This window comes from Selenomonas sputigena, assembly GCF_026015965.1.
Lineage (GTDB): Bacteria > Bacillota > Negativicutes > Selenomonadales > Selenomonadaceae > Selenomonas.
In genome coordinates this window covers 2567530-2588419 of the sequence record NZ_CP110383.1, presented here as the reverse complement: position 1 = coordinate 2588419, position 20890 = coordinate 2567530, and the positions used below count along the sequence as shown (strand labels likewise).

The following is a 20890-nucleotide window of genomic DNA, read 5'->3' as shown; positions in this document are numbered from 1 at the left end:
TTCCTCGCGTTTTTGAGTGTCGCACTTATCTTTGTATCACGCCCGCGTGGGGAGCGACATGTGCGGAGGTTCTTCTTGTCGGTGTATTTCAGATTGCAATCCGCGCGCCCGCGTGGGGCGCGACTCATCGTGCCTTGCTTGACGTAATTCTCCAACGTATTTCAATCCACGCGCCCCGCATGGGGGCGCGACTCAAGCCGATCATCTTCATCAACGTGCTCGACCCATTTCAATCCACGCGCCCGCGTGGGCGCGACTGCGAGCCCCTTCGCGCCCAGCGTCGTCATAAGATTTCAATCCACGCGCCCGCGTGGGCGCGACTGCGGAGGCTGTTCTTGAGATCGTAGCCCGCGACATTTCAATCCACGCGCCCGCGTGGGGCGCGACGAGCAGCAAGCCGAAAATGTTTCACATGAATCCTCATTTCAATCCACGCGCCCGCGTGGGGCGCGACGGAATTAGATAAAAGCATACAGCTCTTAATTGATATTTCAATCCACGCGCCCGCGGGCGCGTGGATTGAAATATGTGCCTCGCCTCTGCATACAAAAAGGGCGCCACGTCGCGCCCCACGCGTGGGGCGCGACAAGGCACCGATCAAGATTGTCGGTTTATCTTTCGATTTCAATCCACGCGCCCGCGTGGGGCGCGACTGTGCCTGTTTACACGGGCTTAATTACAGCGGTCGCGCTATATTTTTCGCGAACCTCATTTTTGGCCGTGCTGTTACAGGCATTTTTCGTCGCAAAGTCCTCTGTGTGATACGGGTTCGCACAGAGATTTTGCGGCCATTCTCGCGAAGGAGATGCCTACTACAGCATCAGTGTTCCTTCAGCCTCATAACTTGGTTTTGCACCAACGTGCTGCGTTTTTCCTGCGTATTTATTGCCCAAATTATAGAAACGCAGGCTGTCCTTTTCTTGGTCGATCAAAGTAGTCAATTCATGCCGCAGGGCGCAAAATTGCGCTTCATCGAGAACGCATTCAAACACGGAGTTCTGCACGCGCTGTCCGTGGCGCACGCAGCATTTCGCCACTTTTCTCAAGCGTGTGCGGCCGGCAGGTGTTTCCGTATTGACATCGTATGTCACGAGAATCAACATTTCCACCGCCCCCTCCATCTTTCCTGCTTATTTCCACAAAAACGCCGGATATTCCTCCAAGTCGCCGCGTAAATATCGTGCCAGCAGGAGGGATTGGGCATAGGGAACCAAGCCCCAAGGGAGTTTTTCCTTGAGAAACGGATGCGTGATCTGTTCCCGCTTCTTATCCTGCCATTCCTTGAGGACGAGCTTACGCCCAGAATCATTGAGCCAGACGGCGCCGTTCTCTTTTTTCTCAAAATGCTCCGGCTTGATGATGCGATTGTTGATCAGCGTGAGTACGAGGCGATCGACAAAGAGACTTCGTAGCTCCTCCATGAGATCGAGCGCCAAAGATTCCCTGCCCGGGCGATCGCGGTGCAGGAAGCCGACATACGCATCAAGTCCCACGCCTTCCAACGCGGAGGCACAGTCATGCGCCAGCACGGTATACAGAAAAGACAGCATGGCATTGACGCGATCGAGAGGCGGACGTTTGAGGCGGCCTTCCAGGGAAAATGCGTCCTTGTTCTGCAAAATGAATTGATTGAACAACGAGAAGTACAGATGTGCGGCATTTCCTTCAATACCGCGCATTTCATCAAGCGACTGCACTCGATGCAAGCTCTGCAGGCTGCTTTTGAGTTCCGCGCTCACTTGCGCAAGCGCCGTCAGATCCAAGCTCAGCGGATGGTCGCGCTTCATCCTTTCGACAAGGGTACGCGTGTTGAAGATTTTTCCGAAAAGGAAATCCGCCGCGAGTTTAGCACTCTCCGCATCATCTTCCGAGCGGCGATACTGCTCCTTGCGCAGGAGCACATTGCCTCGCACATCCCCACAAGAGCGGGCAAGAAATCGCCCGCGCGGACTAAAAAAGCAAAGCCCGATTTTCGCTTGGGCGCACGCGCCCATCAAGGCAGGACTCGCGCCCTTATAAGTAAAGCAAAGGATATTTTCCAAAGTGAGCAGCGGAATCCGCCCCAGCACTTTTTCTTCCTGCAGTACGACGACATTCTCATTTTCCAAAGCCACATACGCATCTTCGGTCAAAATGAACAGGGTATTGAGCATATGACGCATAGCTCACACCCCCTTCAAGGCAGCTGCATAATAGTCGGAAACGCCCACCGTTTTTTGCAGCTTCGGCAGACACAGGTCTTTCAGAGAACAGTTGCGGCATTTTTTCGTCACCTTGACCTTGGGTGTCGCCCTGCGGGAATATTCCTTGTGCATTTCAGCGAGCGTATGAAGAACGAAATCTCGCAAATCTTGCGTGATTTCCACCTTCTGCCGCCGATGGATTTCATCATAAAAAAGATAACCGACAGGGATATGACAGCAAAGCATCTCCTCAAGGCAAAGAGCCTGCAGAACGAGCTGCGAAACATCCTCTCCGCCATCTTTCGGTTTGCCGCGCTTGTATTCAACGGGGACGGGACGCCAAAATCCTTCCTGCCCGTGCAGCCTCGCGCCTGTCTTTTCCCTGTGAAATTCCACGACATCCGAGACGCCGCTCACGCCGAGCTTTGCCGAGGAAATGCGCAGAGCGCGCGCCACGAGCAAATCCCCGCGCGATTCGTGCAGGCTGCCGTCATGACATTTCTCGTGGACAATCTGCCCCTCGACTGTGCGCAAGTTTTCCTGCCATTGCTGCTCGATGTGAATGAGCGCCCATTGCCTGCGGCAAAAGAGGAAATGCTGGATGCCGGCGACATCCAGCCACTCCTCTTCGCGATATGCCATCAGCTCATGCGCGTGCAGGTCACACCTTCCGGCAGATCTGCTTCATCGACGGTGACCTCATAATCCTGATAGCTGCGTGCCGGCTCCTCCGCCGCCTTCTTTTTGACATGAATGCGCTCAAAAAGCTTGTAGGACGGCGCATTGCCAAGCTCGCTTTCGTGGCGGAAGACGATGAGTTCGCGCGTCGCCATATTGCCGCGCGCCGCCGAGCGGTCAAGCTCAAACATGCGCAGGATCGCCTGCCACAAGAGCGCCAAGTCCTCTTCGGAAAAGCCCGTCGTCTTGCGCGCGAGGTTTGCCGAGACATAGCCTTCGACCTTGTAGAGCGCATAGGGTACGATGAACTTACGACCGATTTCCGTCTTCTTCGTCTGCGCATCCTTGATCGTCGTGATCGCCGTGCGCGTAATGGTAATCTCCTGCGGCAGAATGGGATCGATGCTGCGCGCAAAACCGAGCTGCACGGGACCGCGTACCTGCCCGCAGTTCAGCGCTCCCTGCACGAAGGTCGTCATGACGGCGCCGAAGGTGCGGATATCGAAGAAATTGCTGCACATGAAGTCGCGAATCTTGCCGTCAATCGCAGGATCTGAGGCCTTGACCTTCTTGATGTCCTTGATGCCGAGGTGGTCACAGGCCTCTTGGTCGCTTTGAGCGAGCGGCACGTTTTCCTTGATGTAAATGCGATAGCCCGGCTTCCCTTCCTGCGCCGTTTCCACGTAGTTGCGAATCTTCCGCTTGAGGCAAACGTCGGTGACCAGTCCGTGTCCGGTCTCTTGATCGACGCGCGGCATGTTGCCCGCATCGGGATCGCCGTTCGGATTGCCGTTTTCGACATCAAAAAGAATGACAAAATCATACCGATTTTTGATTGCTTCCGCCATTTACTTTTCCTCCTTCTTTTCGTACCGCTTCTGCTTCTGATGATAGTAACCAAGGATGAATACACCCTGCTCCTCAAGCGGCAAATGACGCGGCATATCCTTGGCATTCAGCTTTCCCATGATCTCCGACAGCTTCTTGTCCAAATAGACTCTGGGAACCGTCTCCAACTTTTTCAAGTGATGAAGCGCGAGCTTCTGCAGCATCGGGAACACATGCGCCGGCGTTCCACAGGCAGAATCAAAGAAACGGTCGCGAATCGTCGCCTTGATCTCAGGATTCGCCTTCTCCTGCACCTCTTCCAAAACGGCGAACCAGCGTCCGAGCAAATAAGCAACATCGGTCGAGTTTTCATCTAATGCCACAGCGATCTTCCTCCCTCGATTTCGCATCAAATATGCTTTCAAAAAGCCGGCGCGCCTTGCATTGATTTTCCGCTCCCCCTGCTCTGCATGAATGCGCAGCAAAATGTTTTGGAATACGGACACAGGATACTTGCTGCCGGTCAAAACGGCTCGCAGCATAGCTCCTGCCATGATGGGAGAAGCCATCTTCACCTTGGCGTTGGGATTCACCGTTTCGCGCAGGAGCTCCCACAATGGCACATTGCCGCGCGTCTCCCAGCTCGGGCGGACAATCTTCATCTGCTCCATGTGCAGGGCGAGATTCCTCAAGAAATCTCCGAAAGATCCTTGCAGGAAGAAGCGTACGGAAAGCCGCGCCGCATTGGGCGCCAGACCCAGGATATAAAAAGGATTGGCATAGGAGATTGCCACGCCCTCGTAGTCGATAGCCGCCCCTGCCTGCACCTTTTTCAGCACGGAATCCAGCAGATCATCGGTCATCTTATCTTCATCGCCGAAAAGCATGCCGCAAAGCAAGTCTTGTGCCGCCTCGCTCTCCTCCTCGGCCCAATAGACCATCGTCGTGTCGCCTATGATCTTCGTATGCTCGCGATCAGCAAGCAGGGCATTGAGCGCCGTGCCGTAGGCAAACGCCGCCTTCTTCGACACGGGAGCATTGCCGCCCTGCTCGCCGTCGTGACCGTAGGATTCGTAGGCATTGGCATTGAAGGAGACGAGCATGGCTCCCGTTGCTTGGGCGCCGCTGACTCCTTTGAGCGCCGGATGCTTGACGGCGATCGGCGCCAATGTGCCCGTCACGAGGCAGCGGCGTTTTTCCTCAGCGCCGCTCGCATCGAGATGCGTTTCCCAAGCCTCACGCACGGCCGGCTCTTCGTGCACGAAGGTGCTCGCCACACGGAATACGAGATTCGCCCCGGCAATAATCTCATCGGCATAGGGGGCGAGGGCCGGATGCGTGCGCACCATCGATTCACCGCCCTGCCAGTGCCCGAAAAAAGCGATGACAGCGCGAGCAGCGTCCGACCCCGCACCATCCAGGATCTCCTCGTGCAGGGCCTTCGCAGCCGCAAAACATTCTGCTGTACGCTTGGGCTTTCCTTTCATATCGGCGCCTAAAAAATACGACGAATTATCACAAAGGAAAAACGGGGCTATGCCAACCGTCCTCGTTTCTCCTGCCGGAACAATAAGTTCCTGCGGTCGATCCACTTCCTTCTTGCCGCGCAAAACCTTCTGGATGAGCGGCAATACTTGAAGCAATTCTCCTTCTTTGGAAAGCAAGAGCGCAAAGGAAACATTACGCTTCTCCCAACCATCTCTGGGCAACCGTCCCTCTTTGCACTCCGTCTCATATCTTTCAACCAGTGCTTGGAGCATTCAGCGATACACCTCACAATCCCTAAGGTCGAGCACGCCGTCCACAAGCTGTGCTTGGAAAAACATCGGCCGAAGATTCTTGGGATCCGAGTAGTCGATATCATAGAGCATGAAGCCCAGATCTTTCGTTTCCCCATTTGTCGACGGAAGCTCCGCTTCCTCGTACAGCCGGAAGCGCGCGGGAAACTCGCGGCAGCCCAAATACGGTGCATGATAGCACTGTCCCTTGCGCGCGCGTCGGCAGAACATCTCACGGAATTTTCCCTCGTTGTCCGATGCCGATGCCTTCTCCGTCATCTCGAAATGCGCTTCAATGATGTAATGCGGCTCCTTCAAGATAGTGGCGGCACGCTGCTGGATATCCTCCTTCGTGGACTGATAGAGTTCCCCACGCTCTTTCTCCGCAAAAGCCTTCACCGTACGCGCAGGAATCTTTGCCTTGAGCTCATTGCGGCGGACATTCGTGAATTGTGTCTTGGCGAGGACATAGATGCGATCAACCACCCAATGCAAGCCGGGATGCCAGAAGACGGCTTCTAAGACACCCCTCGCCGCGCTCGGCGTCATGACGGCGTAGGAAAAGCGCTCCGCCTTCAATTCCGGTCGCGTGAAGCACGCCGCTTCGCCCCAAACCTCAAGGCGAACGCCATAGGCCATAAAATCACCTCCATATGTTTTTCTTTTGTTAGGAAATATTTTATTTGTAGAAAGCATATCATAAAAAATTAACTCTGTCAATTTGAAATTCTACAATTCACTAAGAAAATCGAAAAAAATACATAAAAACAATAATTTCTAAATGCTCCATAGTCACCACATTATGCGAAATCCATCAATTCTCGCCTTAGGCTTGACTTCTTGCAGATGCATGGTAAACTAACATCGTCGTGGAGATCATGTCTGCACGAGGATTGAAATTTTTGTTAGGACATATGATGCGCGAGTGCGGGGAGATTTTTTCAAATCTCCCCGCTTTCGTCTGTGCGGAGAACCACGATTTCATGCAGCGAATCTACAGGAACATTCCTTCTCCCTCTCCAACATTATTCGACAGTCCCTTTTCTGAGTCATATACCGCCATATCAACGAGCACGGCGAGGTTTTCATCAAGCATACGGATCTTTCCCTGCGCGGCAAGCTGTTCGAACGGCGCTTCAGCATATCCCGTATAGACAGTCACGATGTAGCGTCCGACCTTTCGCATAAGCGAACGCGATCTCTCTCCTTGTTCCAGCCGCGCCAAGAGCGCCTGTCCCGCCTCGGTTTGCGGAATGAAGATCGGCTTGGTACGATCCTCGATCAGGCGGACATCGTTTGCAATATCGGCAAAGGCAAACTTCCCCGACTGTCCCATGATGTCTTTCTTGTCCAGACGATTCTTGCCGCTCAGATCGTAAAGCTCTGCAAAGTAGCTGCGAATCGCCTCGGGATTCGCCAAATCTTCACCGAAGCTCCGCGCCACATTCTTTGTGATCCCAGCGGCAAGCTGTGCATTTTTCGCCAGTTTTTCCAGAGAAAATACATGCACAACGCTTTCCTCCGCCGTCCTCCTGCCCTCGCGGTTGCAGCGGCCCGCCGCCTGCACTATGCTGTCGAGGCCGTTGATCTCACGATAGACGCAGGGGAAGTCGAGGTCAACGCCGGCCTCCACGAGGCTCGTCGAAATGACGCGGCACGGCTTGCCGTCCTTGAGCCGTGCGCGAATCTCCTCCAATACCTGCTCGCGATGCACAGGATAGAGATTCGTGGACAAGTGGTACGTTCCTTCGTCTTCCCGCAGCAAATCGAAGACACTCTGCGCCGTCTTTTTCACATTGACGATGCAAAGCACCTGCTCATGAGCCGCCAGCTCTTCGGCAAGCTCCTCTTCCGTCATCACCTCTTCGCGCAGCTCGATCTTCGTGCGCCGGAAAAACGCTGCATTTTCCATGAGCGCCGGGCAGATTTCCAGCGGCTGCATATCATCGGAGAAAAACTGTCCCAGAGGCGGCTGCGTCGCCGTGCAGAGCACCGCCGTACACGCATAGTGCCGCACGAGCGCCTCGATTGCGGCAAGCGAGGGACGCAGATAATCGAGTGGAATCATCTGCGCCTCATCGAAAATCACGATGCTCTCGGCAAGATTGTGCAATTTGCGGCATTTCGACGGGCGATTGGAAAAAAGCGATTCGAAAAACTGCACGTTCGTCGTCACAATGACGGGCGCATCCCAGTTCTCCGTCGCCAACCGCTTGCGGTTCATATCCATATCCTGCACATCGTCATAATCCACATTCTGATGATGCTCGACGACACTGTCCGGCCCCAGCAGATCCCGAAAGACAGCAGCATTCTGCTCGATGATCGACGTATACGGTATGACGTAGATGATGCGCCTGCGCTTCCTCTTGGCATGAGCGGCATAATGCAGGGCAAACGCCAGGGAAGAAATCGTCTTGCCCCCTCCCGTCGGTACGGTTAGCCGGTATAAATTTCCTTTTGCTTCTTTTCCTGCGGCGATGCTCTCGGCGAGGAGTGCAGAGCGTTTTTTGTTGATCGGCAATTCCAGCTTCCGCTTCTCTTTTTCCGTCTTCGGCTTCGAGAATTTCTCTTCAAGGCTCTCCTGCAGACGTTCGAGCAAGGTTTCCATAGAAGCAAAACCTTCCCGCTCGACATTCCCCGCCGACATGAAATCTTCCGTGTCGAGAAAATCTGCATCGACGAGACAGGAGAAAAGCATGCGCGTATAGAGCATCGCGGAAAACGGTGCGCGGGCGACCTGCTCCAACAAGAGCGACGGTGGCAAGGTCTGGGGCAGATCGGCCTCGTGATAAGCGCGGTAATCGGGCAGATTCTGACGCTTGAGCCTACTCAAAAGCGTACCTTCTTCCGCTGTATTCGCCGTCGTACCCCGGTTCGGTATGCCGCCATGATGCCCTGCGATGCAGAACGCCATCACCTGCGCCATGCCTCTGCCAAGCCTTCTGCTTTGCTCATCGTCCGCGCTCTGCCGCAGCCTCACGATCTCCTGCGTCCCTGCCGTCGAATGATCGATGCGCCCCCTGCGCCGTTTCTTCTCCTCCTCGCCCGCACGCAGATACGCTTGAAACTCGCGCGAATACTTGCCGATATCGTGATACAAGCCCAAGAGCCGCCCCATCGCCTCCTCACCGAAAGCGGCGGCAAAGCGTCCCGCAAGATCGGCAACGCCCGTCAGATGGTCGCACAAAAGCTGCTCGCGCCCCGTTTCCTCATCAAGATGCCCAAGATAAGCAGAAGATTTTGTCATTTTTACTTCCTCCCCAGAAACGACGACAAGATCGATATAGTCCCATCCGCCGTCCGCACGAACATCAAAAAAATCCTATGTAGTGTTTCGACAAACAATTTCCATTTCCTGTATAGATGCTCCTGCACTGCCAGCAGCAAAGCGTCAAAAAAACCGCCTCACCGTACAACGGCGGGCGGTTCTTTCCCATTTTCTTCAATCCCCAAGCGGCGTGTTGACGATCTTCTTGCGCTCGCGCCAGTCGGGGCAGAACTTGTCCATGAGGCTCTTGAAATGCGCGTTGTGGTAGCGCTCCCAGAGATGCGTAAGCTCGTGGATGATGACGTATTCTAGGCAGGCGGACGGATATTTGGCGAGCTGCAGATTCAACCAGATGCGGCGCGCACGGATGTTGCAGGTGCCCCACTTCGTCTTCATGTTCTTGATGCGCCATTCGGCGGCGCTCTTGCCGACGATCGTCTCAGCTCGCGCCAAGAGCGGCGGCACGGCTCGCGCGAGTTCGCGGCGATACCATTCGTTCAGCAGAGCTTCACGCTCGGCGGGGCTGCTCTCGGCCTCCTGCGCCTTGAGGCTCAGGATGAGTCGGCTGCCGTCTCGCAGGACGATGTTGCAGCCACGTCCGAACTTCACGGTGAGCCAAAGGGGCTCGCCCCAGACAAAGAAGCGCTCGCCGCTTAGAAAGCGGCGAGCGCTTGGCAGAGGTTTCGCGGCGATCTTCGCCTGCTTTTCCTCGATCCATGCCATATGCTTGGCGACGAAGCGTGCGAGCTCTTCGAGCGTCGCTCGCTTCGGTGCGCTCAGGCGCACCGTGCCTGCGGGCGGCACGACGCGCAAATAGATGTTCTTGATGGACTTTCGTTCAAGCTCGACGGGGATTCCCGCGAGCGCCAGAGATATGACGGGGTTTCCCATATCAGTTGTTCTTCTGCTCCATCACGGCGAACGATGCTGCCTTGTCGCCCTCGCCGAGGCGCACGACCTTGACGCCCTGCGTGTTGCGGCTGATGACGGAAATCTCGTCGACCTTCGTGCGGATGACGATGCCGTCCGTCGTGATGAGGATCAGCTCCTGTCCCGGACGCACAACCTTGAGGCCGATGACCGCGCCCGTCTTTTCCGTGACCTTCATGTTGATGAGGCCCTTGCCGCCGCGCGTCTGCAGACGATATTCGCTCGTCGCCGTGCGCTTGCCGTAGCCTTCCGCCGTGATCGTCAGAACCTCGGCATTGCGCGCGAGGTTGTCCATGCCGACGACCACGTCGCCCGCCTTCAGGTTGATGCCCTTGACGCCGCGCGCCGTGCGTCCCATCGAGCGCACATCGTCTTCGGCGAAGGCGACCGCCATGCCGCCCGCCGTACCGAGTATCACATGCTTTTCGCCGTCCGTGAACTTGACGCCGATGAGATCGTCATCCTCGTCGAGGTTGATCGCGTTGAGTCCGCCTCTGCGGATCGACTGGAACTCGGAGAGGCTCGTCTTCTTCACGATGCCCTTCTTCGTCGCCATGAAGAGGTAGCGCTCGGGCAGGAACTCCTTGACCTGGATGACCGCCGTGATCTTCTCCTCGCTCTCAAGCTGCAGCAGGTTGATGATCGCCGTGCCCTTCGCCTGGCGGCTCGCCTCGTTGATCTCGTACGCCTTGAGACAGTAGACGCGCCCGCGGTTCGTAAAGAAGAGGATCGTGTGATGCGTCGTCGTGACGAGGATATTTTCGACGAAGTCGGCTTCCTTCGTGCCCATGCCCGTCACGCCGACGCCGCCGCGCTTCTGGCGGCGATACGTGTCGAGCGGCATGCGCTTTATGTAGTTGTTGTGCGTGAGCGTGATGACGACGTCTTCCTGCGCGATGAGGTCTTCGACGTTGATCTCGGATGTGTCGATCGTGATTTCCGTGCGGCGCTCGTCGCCGTACTTCTCGCGCACGGCAAGAAGCTCGTCCTTGATGATTTTGTCGATCTTTCCCTCGTCGGCGAGAACGGATTTGAGCCAGTCGATCATCTTCAAGACCTCTTGGTACTCTTCCTCGATCTTCTCGCGTTCCAGACCCGTCAGGCGCTGCAGACGAAGGTCGAGAATCGCCTGCGCCTGCTTCTCGCTGAGCTTGAAGCCTTCCATCAGGCGCTCACGCGCGATGTCCGCCGTGCGGCTCTCGCGGATCGTCGTGATGACGGCGTCGAGATGATCGAGCGCGATGGTCAAGCCTTCGAGGATATGGGCGCGCGCCTCGGCTTTCGTCAATTCGTACTTCGTGCGCCGCGTGATAACATCCTGCTGATGCTTGATGTAGTAGTGCAGCACCTCTTTGAGTGTGAGCACGCGCGGACTGCCGTCGACGAGCGCGAGCATGATGACGCCGAAACTGTCCTGCAGCTGCGTGTGCTTGTAGAGCTGATTCAAGATGACGTTGGCGTTCGCGTCGCGGCGCACGTCGATGACGATGCGCATGCCGCTGCGGTCGGACTCGTCGTTCAAGGCCGTGATGCCCTCGATCGCCTTGTCGCGCACGAGCTCGGCGATCTTCTCGACGAGGCGTGCCTTGTTCACCTGATAGGGCAGCTCCGTCACGATGATGCGCGAGCGGCCGCTCGACGTCGTCTCGATGTGCACGCGCGCGCGAAGCTTGACGACGCCGCGCCCCGTCGTATATGCCTGACGTATGCCCTCCGTGCCGAGAATCAGTCCCGCCGTCGGGAAATCCGGCCCCTTGATGACCGTCATAAGCTCCTCAACGGTAGCATCGGGGCGGTCGATGAGCATCAACGTGCCGTCAATGACCTCGCGCATATTGTGCGGCGGGATGTTCGTCGCCATGCCGACAGCAATGCCCGCCGTACCATTCGTGAGAAGCTGCGGGAACTTCGCGGGCAGCACGGTCGGCTCCTTCAAGGACTCATCGTAGTTCGGCGCAAAATCCACCGTCTCCTTGTCGATGTCCTGCAGCATGAGCTCCGCAACCTTCGACATGCGCACCTCGGTGTAGCGCATCGCTGCTGCCGGATCGCCGTCGACCGAGCCGAAGTTGCCGTGACCGTCGGCGAGCATGTAGCGCATGGAAAAGTCCTGCGCCATGCGCACGATCGCATCGTAGACGGAAGTATCACCATGCGGGTGGTACTTACCGAGAACTTCGCCGACGATGCGCGCCGACTTCTTGTACGGCTTGCCCGACCCCATGCCCGCTTCCTGCATCGCATAGAGGATGCGGCGATGCACGGGCTTCAGACCGTCGCGCACGTCCGGCAGGGCGCGGGCGACGATGACGCTCATGGCGTAGTCGATATAGGAATTCTTCATCTCACTTGCGAGATTTACAGGAACGATCTTCCCCTCGCCAAAATCCACACTCTCACCCCAAAAATATAGTCGAGAACAGTATCTAACCTTAGTAGTATAGCATTTTTTGCAGAAAAAGTCCATGCGGCGAAAGGCGGGGTTGGCGCACATCACTTTCGTACAGTCGTTATCCTATATGCCATCGCAAATATAGCTGAAAGCCGATGCATGGAGACTCTTGCTCCACGCATCGGCTTTCGCTCTATATTGTCTCAGACTCTGCTCAAAGCCTGAACTTCGCTACTCCCTGCTGCAGCTGCTGCGCGAGATCTGCGAGCGTATGACTCGCGGCTGCGATCTCTTCGGCGGACGCCGCCTGCTCCTCGGAGACGGCGGACACGTCCGTCGCCTTCTGCTGCACGGCATGGGACAGGTCGCTTACCTTCTGCACCGTATCGACCGTGCTCTTGCAGTCCTTTTCGAGCGCTCCCGTGATCGTCCCGACCTTCGCGACCTGCCCAATCAGGGCACGGATGGATTCAGCGATCTTCGCAAACTTCTCGTCAGCTGCGCGGACTTCTTCCACGCTCTCTTTGACCTCTTCGTCCTGCGATTNGCATGGGACAGGTCGCTTACCTTCTGCACCGTATCGACCGTGCTCTTGCAGTCCTTTTCGAGCGCTCCCGTGATCGTCCCGACCTTCGCGACCTGCCCAATCAGGGCACGGATGGATTCAGCGATCTTCGCAAACTTCTCGTCAGCTGCGCGGACTTCTTCCACGCTCTCTTTGACCTCTTCGTCCTGCGATTTCGTCAGCGTGAATGCGTTCTCGATCTGCGCGGAGTTCTTGCCGATGACCGCGCTGATCTCCTGCGCCGCCTGCTCGCTCTGCTCGGCGAGCTTTCGCACCTCGTCGGCGACGACGGCAAAGCCCTTGCCCTGCTCGCCCGCGCGCGCCGCCTCGATCGCGGCATTCAGCGCGAGGAGTTTCGTCTGTCCCGAAATGTTCGTGATGACCTCGTTGATCTCCGCGATGTTCTTCGAGCCGTCGTAGAGGTTCTGCACAGCCTCGCCGACCTTTACGGAGTTCGCCGCGAGGCTGTCGACGCCCGCGACCGCCTTTTCCAGCACAGCGCGGCCTTCGCGCGTCGCCTCAGCCGTCGTCTCAGCAACCTTCGTCGATTCACCGACCACCTTGGCGATGTCCTCGGTCTGCGCTCCCATATTGTGCGCGACTTCGTTCGCCATCTCCGCAATATCGCTCTGCTCCGCCGCGCGCTCGGCGATGTCGACAACGGCTTCTGCCGCCGACTGCGACGCATTCGCCGTCTGCGTCGAGCTTGCTGTCAACTCCTCAGAGGACGCGAGCACCTGCTCGCTGGCCTTCGAGGTGTCCTCGACCATCTTTCGGAGCGTCGTGACCATCTGACTCGAGCTCGTCTGCAGCACTCCGATCTCGTCAACGCGATCGCTCGCGGGCAATTTGTGCGTAAGATCCCCCTTGGCGATGAAACTCATCGTCTCGGACAGGATCTCGATCGGCGAAATCATGCCCGTGAGGAAATAGTAGGTGATGCCGCCCAAAAGCGCGAGAGCGACGAGGCTGATGACAAGAATCGCATAGAGCATCTGCGTCGCCGATGCGAACGCCTCCGACTGCGGCACCTCGATGATGATGTGCCAGCCCGTCGTGCCGATCGGCATCGATTCGTAGAACTTCTGCACGCCGTTGAACTCCGCCTCGAACATCTGCGGATCCTTCGATGTGAAGCGCGCTGCCAGATCCTTGTACTTGCCGCCATCCATCTCGTTGAGCCGCGGATCGTCGAGCGTGAATTTCTTGTGGTAGATGAATTCGCTGTCCGGTCCCAGGACGAAGAGCGAGCCATGCTCGCCGACCTTCACATCCTTCAAAATCTCCGTCATACTATCGACAGAAGCATCCATGCCGATGACAGCGACAAGCTCGCCGTTCTTATTGTAGACCGCCTTGCTCAGCGTCATGACCCGCGTTTTGTCAGGGTCGCTCTGATAGACCTCGGAAAGCTCCACATCCTTCGAGTTTACTGCATTCTTGTACCACGGGCGCGTGCGCGGATCGAAACCTTCCGACACCTGATCCTTCACCACGGACGAACCGTCGGGGAAGCCGACGTAGAAGTCAAAGACGCCGGGCCGCGCCGAGATGTCGCGGACCGCCTGCTGCAGATCGTCCCCCTGCGGCAGACCGACGCTCCAATCCTGGGCGATTGTCTCCACCATCGCGCGCTTTTCCTGCACGCTGCCGTCAAGCTCCGCCGCATAACGGCCCGCGCGCTGCTCCATGCCGACTTCCACCGCGCTTTTCAACCCCGAGCTTGCCATCAGATAGATGATTGTTCCCATGAGGATGAAGATGACGATGAGCGGAATGCCGATGCTCAAAAGCATCTTCGGTTTGAGTTTCATTTCGTGCTCCTCCCTGTGTTCTTCCAAAACTTGTAACCTACATGCTTCTCTTCTACTCCATTTTCAAATATCCTGCAAAGATTCCTGATATTTAACCCCAAGAGGTCTAGCCGAAGGTGCAGACCCATCGGCTAGACCTCTGTAAATCATGCGGATGTATGCACCGCGTCTTTTTTCAAAGCCGGAACTTCGCCACTCCCTGCTTGAGCTGCTGCGCAAGCTCGGAGAGCGTGTGGCTCGCAGCTGCAATCTCCTCGGCGGACGCCGCCTGCTCCTCGGAGACGGCGGACACATCCGTCGCCTTCTGCTGCACAGCGTGCGAGATGCCGCTGACTTTTTCCACCGTATCAACCGTGCTCTTGCAGTCCTTTTCGAGCACTCCCGTAATCTTCGTGAGCTTTTCTACCTGCTCGGTCAAGGCTTCAACAGAACCGGCGATGCTCGCGAACTTCTCGTCGGCAGCGCGAACTTGGCCGACATTTCCCTTGACCTCGTCTTCCTGCGATTTCGTCAGTGCGAATGTGCTCTCGATCTGCGCGGAGTTCTTGCCGATGACCGTGCTGATCTCCTGCGCCGCCTGCTCGCTCTGCTCGGCGAGCTTTCGCACCTCGTCGGCGACAACGGCGAAGCCCTTGCCCTGCTCGCCTGCTCGCGCTGCCTCGATCGCGGCATTCAGCGCGAGGAGTTTCGTCTGTCCCGAAATGTTCGTGATGACCTCGTTGATCTCCGCGATGTTCTTCGAGCCATCGTAGAGGTGCTGCACGGCTGTGCCGACCTTCACGGCACCTTCCGCAAGATTCTCGACGCCTGCAACTGCTTTTTGGAGCGCCTCGCGGCCTTCTCTCGTCGCCTTTCCCGTCTCGTCTGCGACCTTTGTCGAGGCATCGACGACTTTGGCGATGTCCCGCGTCTGCTCGCCCATGTTGTGCGCGACCTCGTTCGCCATCTCCACGATATCGTTCTGCTCTGCCGCGCGCTCGGCGATATCGACGACGGCCTCCGCCGCAGACTGCGACGCATTCGCCGTCTGTGTCGAGCTCGCCGTCAACGTCTCGGAGGATGCAAGCACTTGTTCGGCCGCCTTCACTGTGTCTTCGACCATTTTGCGCAGCGTCGCGAGCATCGCGCTCGAGCTGTTCTGCAGCACGCCGATCTCGTCGACGCGTTCGCTCGTGGGAAGCTTGTGCGTGAGATCTCCCTTGGAGATGAAGCCCATCGACTCAGACAAAATCTCGATGGGCGAAATCATGCCCGTGAGGAAGTAGTACGTGATGCCGCCGAGAAGTGCAAGCGCCGCGAGGCTGATGCCAAGGATCGCATACGACATACGCGTCGCCGCCGCAAATGCTTCAGAGAACGGCATCTCGATGACAATGTGCCAACCCGTCGTCCCGATCGGCTCAGAACGGAAGAACTTCTTGACGCCTTGGAATTCCGCTTCGAAGGACTGCGCTTCATCTGATGTGAAGCGTGCGGCAAGATCCTTGTACTTGCCGCCGTCGAGCTCATTGAGCGGCGGATCGTCAAGTGTGAACTTCTTGTGATAAATATACTCGCTGTTCGGTCCCAAGACAAAGAGCGATCCCGTCTCACCGACCTTGATGTCCTTGAGGAACTCTGTAATCTGCTCGACCGCGAGATTCATGCCGATGACGCCGATGAATTCGCCGTTTCTTCGCACGGCGCGGCTCAGTGTCACGACATTCGTATGATCTGACGCCGTCGGATAGACAGGGGAAATCTCCACCTTGTCGGAGGCCGCCGCATTCTTGTACCAGTCGCGCGTGCGCGGATCGTAACCTGCAGGAAGGGATTGACTCGCTGCATAGGAGCCATCGGGTTTGCCAATATAGAACGACTGGACGCCCGGTCTGCTGCCCAGATGTGACACAGCGTCCTGCAGCGCCTCGCCTTCGGGCATATTGTCCGCCCAGCTCATGGCGATTGCTTCCAGCGTCTCGCTTTTTCCCAACAAATTTCCATCGATGATTGCCGCATTGTGGCCGGAGCGCTCGGTCATGGCAATGAGCCGGCTCGTCCTGAGACCGTCACTTGCCAACAGATAGATGATGACGCCCATGACGGCAAACACGATGATCAAGGGCACGCCGATGCTCAAGAGCATCTTCGGTTTCAACTTCATTTCATTACCCTCCATATAAAGATTCTTATTCGCACTGGTTTCGGCAACAGGAAAAGGGAGGATTCATCCCTCCCTTTTCCTGCGCTCCCGTATTCTCTTTATCGGGCATTTTGCAAAAATCTTTAGCCCAAAAGCATATTTTCACGCGAGCCTTTCAGAAGATATGTTCAGCCGCCACGCGAAGCGACATAATTTACTTTTCCGTCCGCTTCCTACAGACGGAACTGCGCCACGCCCTTCTGCAGCTGCTGCGCGAGATCTGCGAGCGTGTGGCTCGCGGCTGCGATCTCCTCGGCAGACGCCGCCTGCTCCTCGGAGACGGCGGACACGTCCGTCGCCTTCTGCTGCACGGCATGGGACAGGTCGCTGACCTTCTGCACCGTATCGACCGTGCTCTTGCAGTCCTTTTCGAGCGCTCCCGTGATCGTCCCGACCTTCGCGACCTGCTCGATCAGGGCACGGATGGATTCAGCGATCTTCGCAAACTTCTCGTCAGCTGCGCGGACTTCTTCCACGCTCTCTTTGACCTCTTCGTCCTGCGATTTCGTCAGCGTGAATGCGTTCTCGATCTGCGCGGAGTTCTTGCCGATGACCGCGCTGATCTCCTGCGCCGCCTGCTCGCTCTGCTCGGCGAGCTTTCGCACCTCGTCGGCGACGACGGCGAAGCCCTTGCCCTGCTCGCCCGCACGCGCCGCCTCGATCGCGGCGTTCAAGGCGAGAAGTTTCGTCTGTCCCGAAATGTTCGTGATGACCTCATTGATCTCCGCGATATTCTTCGAGCCGTCGTAGAGGTTCTGCACAGCCTCGCCGACCTTTACGGAGTTCGCCGCGAGGCTGTCGACGCCCGCGACCGCCTTTTCCAGCACAGCGCGGCCTTCGCGCGTCGCCTCAGCCGTCGTCTCAGCAACCTTCGTCGATTCACCGACCACCTTGGCGATGTCCTCGGTCTGCGCGCCCATGTTGTGCGCGACCTCGTTCGCCATCTCCGCGATGTCGCTTTGCTCTGCCGCGCGCTCGGCAATATCGACGACAGCTTCCGCCGCCGACTGCGACGCGTTCGCCGTCTGCGTAGAGCTTGCCGTCAATTCCTCGGACGATGCTAACACCTGCTCTGCGGCTTTCGATGTACCTTCGACCATCTTCCGAAGCGTCGCGACCATCTCGCTCGAACTCGTCTGCAGCACGCCGATCTCGTCGGCGCGATCGCTTGCGGGCAACTTGTGCGTGAGGTCGCCCTTGGCGATAAAGCTCATCGTCTCAGACAAGGCTTTGATCGGCGAAATCATGCCCGTGAGGAAATAGTAGACGATGCCGCCCAAAAGCGCGAGCGCCGCGAGGCTGATGACAAAGATCGCATACGACATCTTCGTCGCTGCAGCGAACGCCTCGGACTGCGGCACCTCGATGACGACATGCCAGCCTGTCGAGGGAATGGGAACCATCTGATAGAACTTCTGCACGCCCTCGAACTCTTCTTCGAGCATCTGCGGCTTGTCGGCCAGGAACTTCGCGGCAAGATCCTTATATTTGCCGCCGTCCAGTTCGTTGAGCGTCGTATCGTCAAACTGAAATTTCTTGTGATAAATGAACTCGCTCTTGTCTCCCAAGACAAAGATGGAGCCGTGCTCGCCAACCTTGACGTCCCTGAGCATTCCTGTCAGGGATTCGACCGAAACATCCGTGCCGATGACGGCGACAAGCTCGCCGTCGTGGCCGCGCACCGCCTTGCTCAGCGTCACGATGATCGCGCCGTCCGCCGCGTTCTTGTAGACATCGGAAAACACTACGCCATCGGAAGACGCCGCGTTCTTGTACCAATCGCGCGTGCGCGGATCATAGCCTGCGGGCATCTCTTGACTCGTCGTATATGAACCATCAGGACGCCCCACGAGGAAACCATAGACGCCATTGCAGCGTCCCAACTCATCGACCGCTGCCTGCAGATCTGCTCCTGCGGGCATGCCTGCCGACCAGCTCACAGAAAGAGCCGATACGAGAGCCGCCTGCTCACGAATGTTGCCGTCGATCTCTTCGGCGTAACGATTGGCGCGCTGCTCCATGCCGACCTCCGTCGCAGCCTTGAGCCCCGCGCTCGCCATCAAGTAAATGATGACCCCCATGACGATGAACACGACGAGCAGCGGCACGCCAACGCCCGAAAGCATCTTCGGTTTGAGTTTCATAATCTTTCCCCTCCGTAGAAATTATAGAAATTTTCCGTACATATCGCACGATAAAAAATGGGATGCCCACGAACACGCATCCCATTTCCTCATACGTTTCTATTCTTCTATCGTCTTTTCCACATTTTTTCTAAAGGAAAAACCAAGATTTCTTCAAAATTAAATATCCATCGGCTCTATTTTCTCGTCCTGCATGAACTTCGCGAGCTTCTTGACGCCGCGCATGACTTCGTAGTAGCTCTCGGGCGTCAGCGACTGAGGGCCGTCGGAAAGTGCCTTCGCCGGATTCGGGTGCATCTCCATGATGAGCCCGTCTGCGCCTGCGGCGATCGAGGCGAACGCCATCGGGCGCACGAAGCGCCACTTGCCCGTGCCGTGGCTCGGATCGGCGATGATGGGAAGGTGCGACAGGTGCTTGATGGCGGCGACGGCGCTGAGATCGAGCGTGTTGCGCGTGTACGTCTCGTAGGTGCGGATGCCGCGCTCGCAGAAGATCACGTTCGGATTGCCCTCGTTCATGATGTACTCGGCGGCATTGAGCCACTCGTCGATCGTCGCCGCGAGGCCGCGCTTGAGCATGACGGGCTTCGTGCCGCGTCCGACCTCCTTCAAGAGGCGGAAGTTCTGCATGTTGCGCGCGCCGATCTGCAGGACGTCAGCATACTCGGAAACGAGTCCGACGTTCTCGACCTCCGTGACCTCGGTGACGACCTTGAGTCCCGTCTTCTCGCGCGCCTCGGCGAGGAGCTTCAAGCCTTCCTCTTCAAGACCTTGGAAGGAGTACGGCGATGTGCGCGGCTTGTAGGCGCCGCCGCGCAGGAACTCGGCGCCGCCCTTCTTGACGATCTCGGCAGCCTCCATGAGCTGCTCGCGCGACTCGACGGCGCACGGCCCCGCCATGACGACGGGCGTTCCCGCACCGATCTTGACGCCGCCGACATCAACGACCGTCGGCATCGGATGGAACTCACGGCTCGCGAGCTTGTAGCTCTTGGAGATGGCAACGCTCTGCTCGACGCCCGCCATCGCGTCGATCGCCAAGGAGCCCATGCGGCGCTTGTCGCCGATGACGCCGACGATCTTCTGCTGTGCGCCCTCCATGATCTTCGCCTCAAGCCCCACGCCGTTGATTGCATGGATGACTTCTTTGATATTTTCCGCCGTTGCGTCCGGATTCATAATGATGACCATAAAGATGCTCCTTTCAAATTTGCAGCCGTCAGCACGGGAAACGCGCCGAGGGTGCGCAGCCAGATGCTCTTTTGGCGCACCGCTTCAACTGAAGCGGCAAGCCCAGCGGCATCCGCCTCCAACTCAAAGAAAAAGATATAAGCTCCAAGCTCCGTGCGCGCGGGGCGCGACTCGATGCGCAGCATATTCACACCGCGCACGGCGAACTCCTGCAAAACCTCGCACAAGCTGCCCGCGCGCTTGCCGTCAATCTGGCAGATTACCAGGAGCTTCTCAGGCACAGGCTCATTCGAGAAACGAAGCGCCGGCGGTTTTTTCCCCGCACACTCAACAAGGAAGAAGCGCGTGCAGTTCGCCATCGTGTCCTGTATGTCCTCGGCCAATGGATAAAGACCGTACAGTTCGCCCGCACGCGCCGTGCAGATAGCGGCACAGCCGTCCTCAGGACGGCTCAGCGCGACGAGGCGAGCCGCCTCCGCCGTCGAGGAGACTGCGACGAGGCGAGCCGCCGCATGGTGCTCCTTCAAGTAGGCGCGACACTGCGAGAGCGGCTGCGCATGAGAGATGATGCTTCGCACCTCGGTTTTCGGGTACTTCATCATCAGCTCGTTGCGCACGCCCCAGATGAGTTCCAAATTCACGGCGAAGGCTTCGCTCGAACTCAAGGTGTCGAGCGTGATGTTCACCGAACCTTCGAGCGAATTTTCCACCGGCACGAGCGCTCCCTGCACCTGCCCCTCCTCCACCGCCGAAAGCGCCTGAAAGATGGCAGGAAAGGGCAGAAGCTCGCGCGGCTCATCGAGAAGCCCGTTCAAATGAAGCGCCGCCGCCTCACTGTGCGTACCCAGAGGGCCGAGAAAGCCCAACGTGTCCATTACCCGCCTCCTTCTCCACTCAGAAAGCACGGATAAATCCCGTGCCGCCTTACGAAAAA

General features: G+C 57.4%; 15 protein-coding genes and 1 pseudogene. All 16 read right to left on the bottom strand.

Features of this window, described 5'->3' with window-relative positions; genetic code table 11:
* Positions 1-161 precede the first annotated feature (161 nt).
* Positions 162-287, bottom strand: a complete 126-nt coding sequence (locus OL236_RS12545; RefSeq protein ID WP_413777379.1) for a hypothetical protein — start codon at positions 285-287, stop codon at positions 162-164.
* 525 nt (positions 288-812) lie between these two features.
* Positions 813-1103 carry a CRISPR-associated endonuclease Cas2 gene (gene cas2, locus OL236_RS12285; protein WP_265071831.1) on the bottom strand — a complete coding sequence of 97 codons (291 nt, stop codon included), beginning with the start codon at positions 1101-1103 and terminating at the stop codon, positions 813-815.
* A gap of 27 nt (positions 1104-1130) precedes the next feature.
* The gene (gene cas1c, locus OL236_RS12280; RefSeq protein WP_265070838.1) at positions 1131-2162 is read right to left on the bottom strand and encodes a type I-C CRISPR-associated endonuclease Cas1c; all 1032 of its coding nucleotides are present in this window, start codon (positions 2160-2162) and stop codon (positions 1131-1133) included.
* A gap of 3 nt (positions 2163-2165) precedes the next feature.
* On the bottom strand, positions 2166-2825 hold the full coding sequence (gene cas4 / locus OL236_RS12275) for a CRISPR-associated protein Cas4 (RefSeq protein WP_265070837.1): 660 nt from the start codon (positions 2823-2825) through the stop codon (positions 2166-2168).
* Positions 2825-3709 (bottom strand): type I-C CRISPR-associated protein Cas7/Csd2, encoded by an 885-nt coding sequence (gene cas7c, locus OL236_RS12270; protein WP_265070836.1) that lies wholly within the window; start codon positions 3707-3709, stop codon positions 2825-2827. Before cas7c ends, cas4 begins: the two co-directional genes overlap by 1 nt.
* Positions 3710-5449 (bottom strand): type I-C CRISPR-associated protein Cas8c/Csd1, encoded by a 1740-nt coding sequence (cas8c, locus tag OL236_RS12265; RefSeq protein WP_265070835.1) that lies wholly within the window; start codon positions 5447-5449, stop codon positions 3710-3712.
* Complete coding sequence (gene cas5c, locus OL236_RS12260; protein WP_265070834.1) at positions 5450-6106, bottom strand: type I-C CRISPR-associated protein Cas5c; 657 nt, start codon at positions 6104-6106, stop codon at positions 5450-5452.
* A gap of 355 nt (positions 6107-6461) precedes the next feature.
* The gene (gene cas3 / locus OL236_RS12255; RefSeq protein ID WP_265070833.1) at positions 6462-8717 is read right to left on the bottom strand and encodes a CRISPR-associated helicase Cas3'; all 2256 of its coding nucleotides are present in this window, start codon (positions 8715-8717) and stop codon (positions 6462-6464) included.
* A gap of 195 nt (positions 8718-8912) precedes the next feature.
* Positions 8913-9629, bottom strand: a complete 717-nt coding sequence (locus OL236_RS12250) for a M48 family metallopeptidase (protein WP_265070832.1) — start codon at positions 9627-9629, stop codon at positions 8913-8915.
* Between the two features lies 1 nt (position 9630).
* Positions 9631-12060: a DNA gyrase subunit A gene (gene gyrA, locus OL236_RS12245; RefSeq protein ID WP_265070831.1), complete on the bottom strand. Its 2430-nt coding sequence runs from the start codon at positions 12058-12060 to the stop codon at positions 9631-9633.
* Between the two features lie 214 nt (positions 12061-12274).
* Positions 12275-12606 (bottom strand): annotated as a pseudogene (locus OL236_RS12240) (methyl-accepting chemotaxis protein); the annotation flags it as partial.
* A gap of 1 nt (position 12607) precedes the next feature.
* Positions 12608-14439: methyl-accepting chemotaxis protein (locus OL236_RS12235; protein ID WP_413777378.1), on the bottom strand; the 1832-nt coding region annotated here is incomplete at its 3' end.
* Between the two features lie 175 nt (positions 14440-14614).
* A complete protein-coding gene (locus OL236_RS12230; RefSeq protein WP_265070830.1) occupies positions 14615-16582 on the bottom strand; it encodes a methyl-accepting chemotaxis protein in 1968 nt (655 codons plus the stop codon).
* 212 nt (positions 16583-16794) lie between these two features.
* Positions 16795-18765, bottom strand: coding sequence for a methyl-accepting chemotaxis protein (locus tag OL236_RS12225; RefSeq protein ID WP_265070829.1), 1971 nt, complete (start codon positions 18763-18765; stop codon positions 16795-16797).
* A 159-nt stretch (positions 18766-18924) separates the two neighbouring features.
* Complete coding sequence (gene aroF, locus OL236_RS12220) at positions 18925-19956, bottom strand: 3-deoxy-7-phosphoheptulonate synthase (protein ID WP_006193531.1); 1032 nt, start codon at positions 19954-19956, stop codon at positions 18925-18927.
* Entirely contained in the window at positions 19941-20831 is an 891-nt protein-coding gene (pheA, locus tag OL236_RS12215) for a prephenate dehydratase (protein WP_265070828.1), read from the bottom strand. Before pheA ends, aroF begins: the two co-directional genes overlap by 16 nt.
* Positions 20832-20890 lie beyond the last annotated feature (59 nt).

Coding starts and splice junctions, on each gene's coding strand:
- OL236_RS12545 (WP_413777379.1), bottom strand. CDS start 287: ATGACGACGCTGGGCGCGAAGGGGCTCGCAGTCGCGCCCACGCGGGCG.
- cas2 (WP_265071831.1), bottom strand. CDS start 1,103: ATGTTGATTCTCGTGACATACGATGTCAATACGGAAACACCTGCCGGC.
- cas1c (WP_265070838.1), bottom strand. CDS start 2,162: ATGCGTCATATGCTCAATACCCTGTTCATTTTGACCGAAGATGCGTAT.
- cas4 (WP_265070837.1), bottom strand. CDS start 2,825: ATGGCATATCGCGAAGAGGAGTGGCTGGATGTCGCCGGCATCCAGCAT.
- cas7c (WP_265070836.1), bottom strand. CDS start 3,709: ATGGCGGAAGCAATCAAAAATCGGTATGATTTTGTCATTCTTTTTGAT.
- cas8c (WP_265070835.1), bottom strand. CDS start 5,449: ATGCTCCAAGCACTGGTTGAAAGATATGAGACGGAGTGCAAAGAGGGA.
- cas5c (WP_265070834.1), bottom strand. CDS start 6,106: ATGGCCTATGGCGTTCGCCTTGAGGTTTGGGGCGAAGCGGCGTGCTTC.
- cas3 (WP_265070833.1), bottom strand. CDS start 8,717: ATGACAAAATCTTCTGCTTATCTTGGGCATCTTGATGAGGAAACGGGG.
- OL236_RS12250 (WP_265070832.1), bottom strand. CDS start 9,629: ATGGGAAACCCCGTCATATCTCTGGCGCTCGCGGGAATCCCCGTCGAG.
- OL236_RS12230 (WP_265070830.1), bottom strand. CDS start 16,582: ATGAAGTTGAAACCGAAGATGCTCTTGAGCATCGGCGTGCCCTTGATC.
- OL236_RS12225 (WP_265070829.1), bottom strand. CDS start 18,765: ATGAAACTCAAACCGAAGATGCTTTCGGGCGTTGGCGTGCCGCTGCTC.
- aroF (WP_006193531.1), bottom strand. CDS start 19,956: ATGGTCATCATTATGAATCCGGACGCAACGGCGGAAAATATCAAAGAA.
- pheA (WP_265070828.1), bottom strand. CDS start 20,831: ATGGACACGTTGGGCTTTCTCGGCCCTCTGGGTACGCACAGTGAGGCG.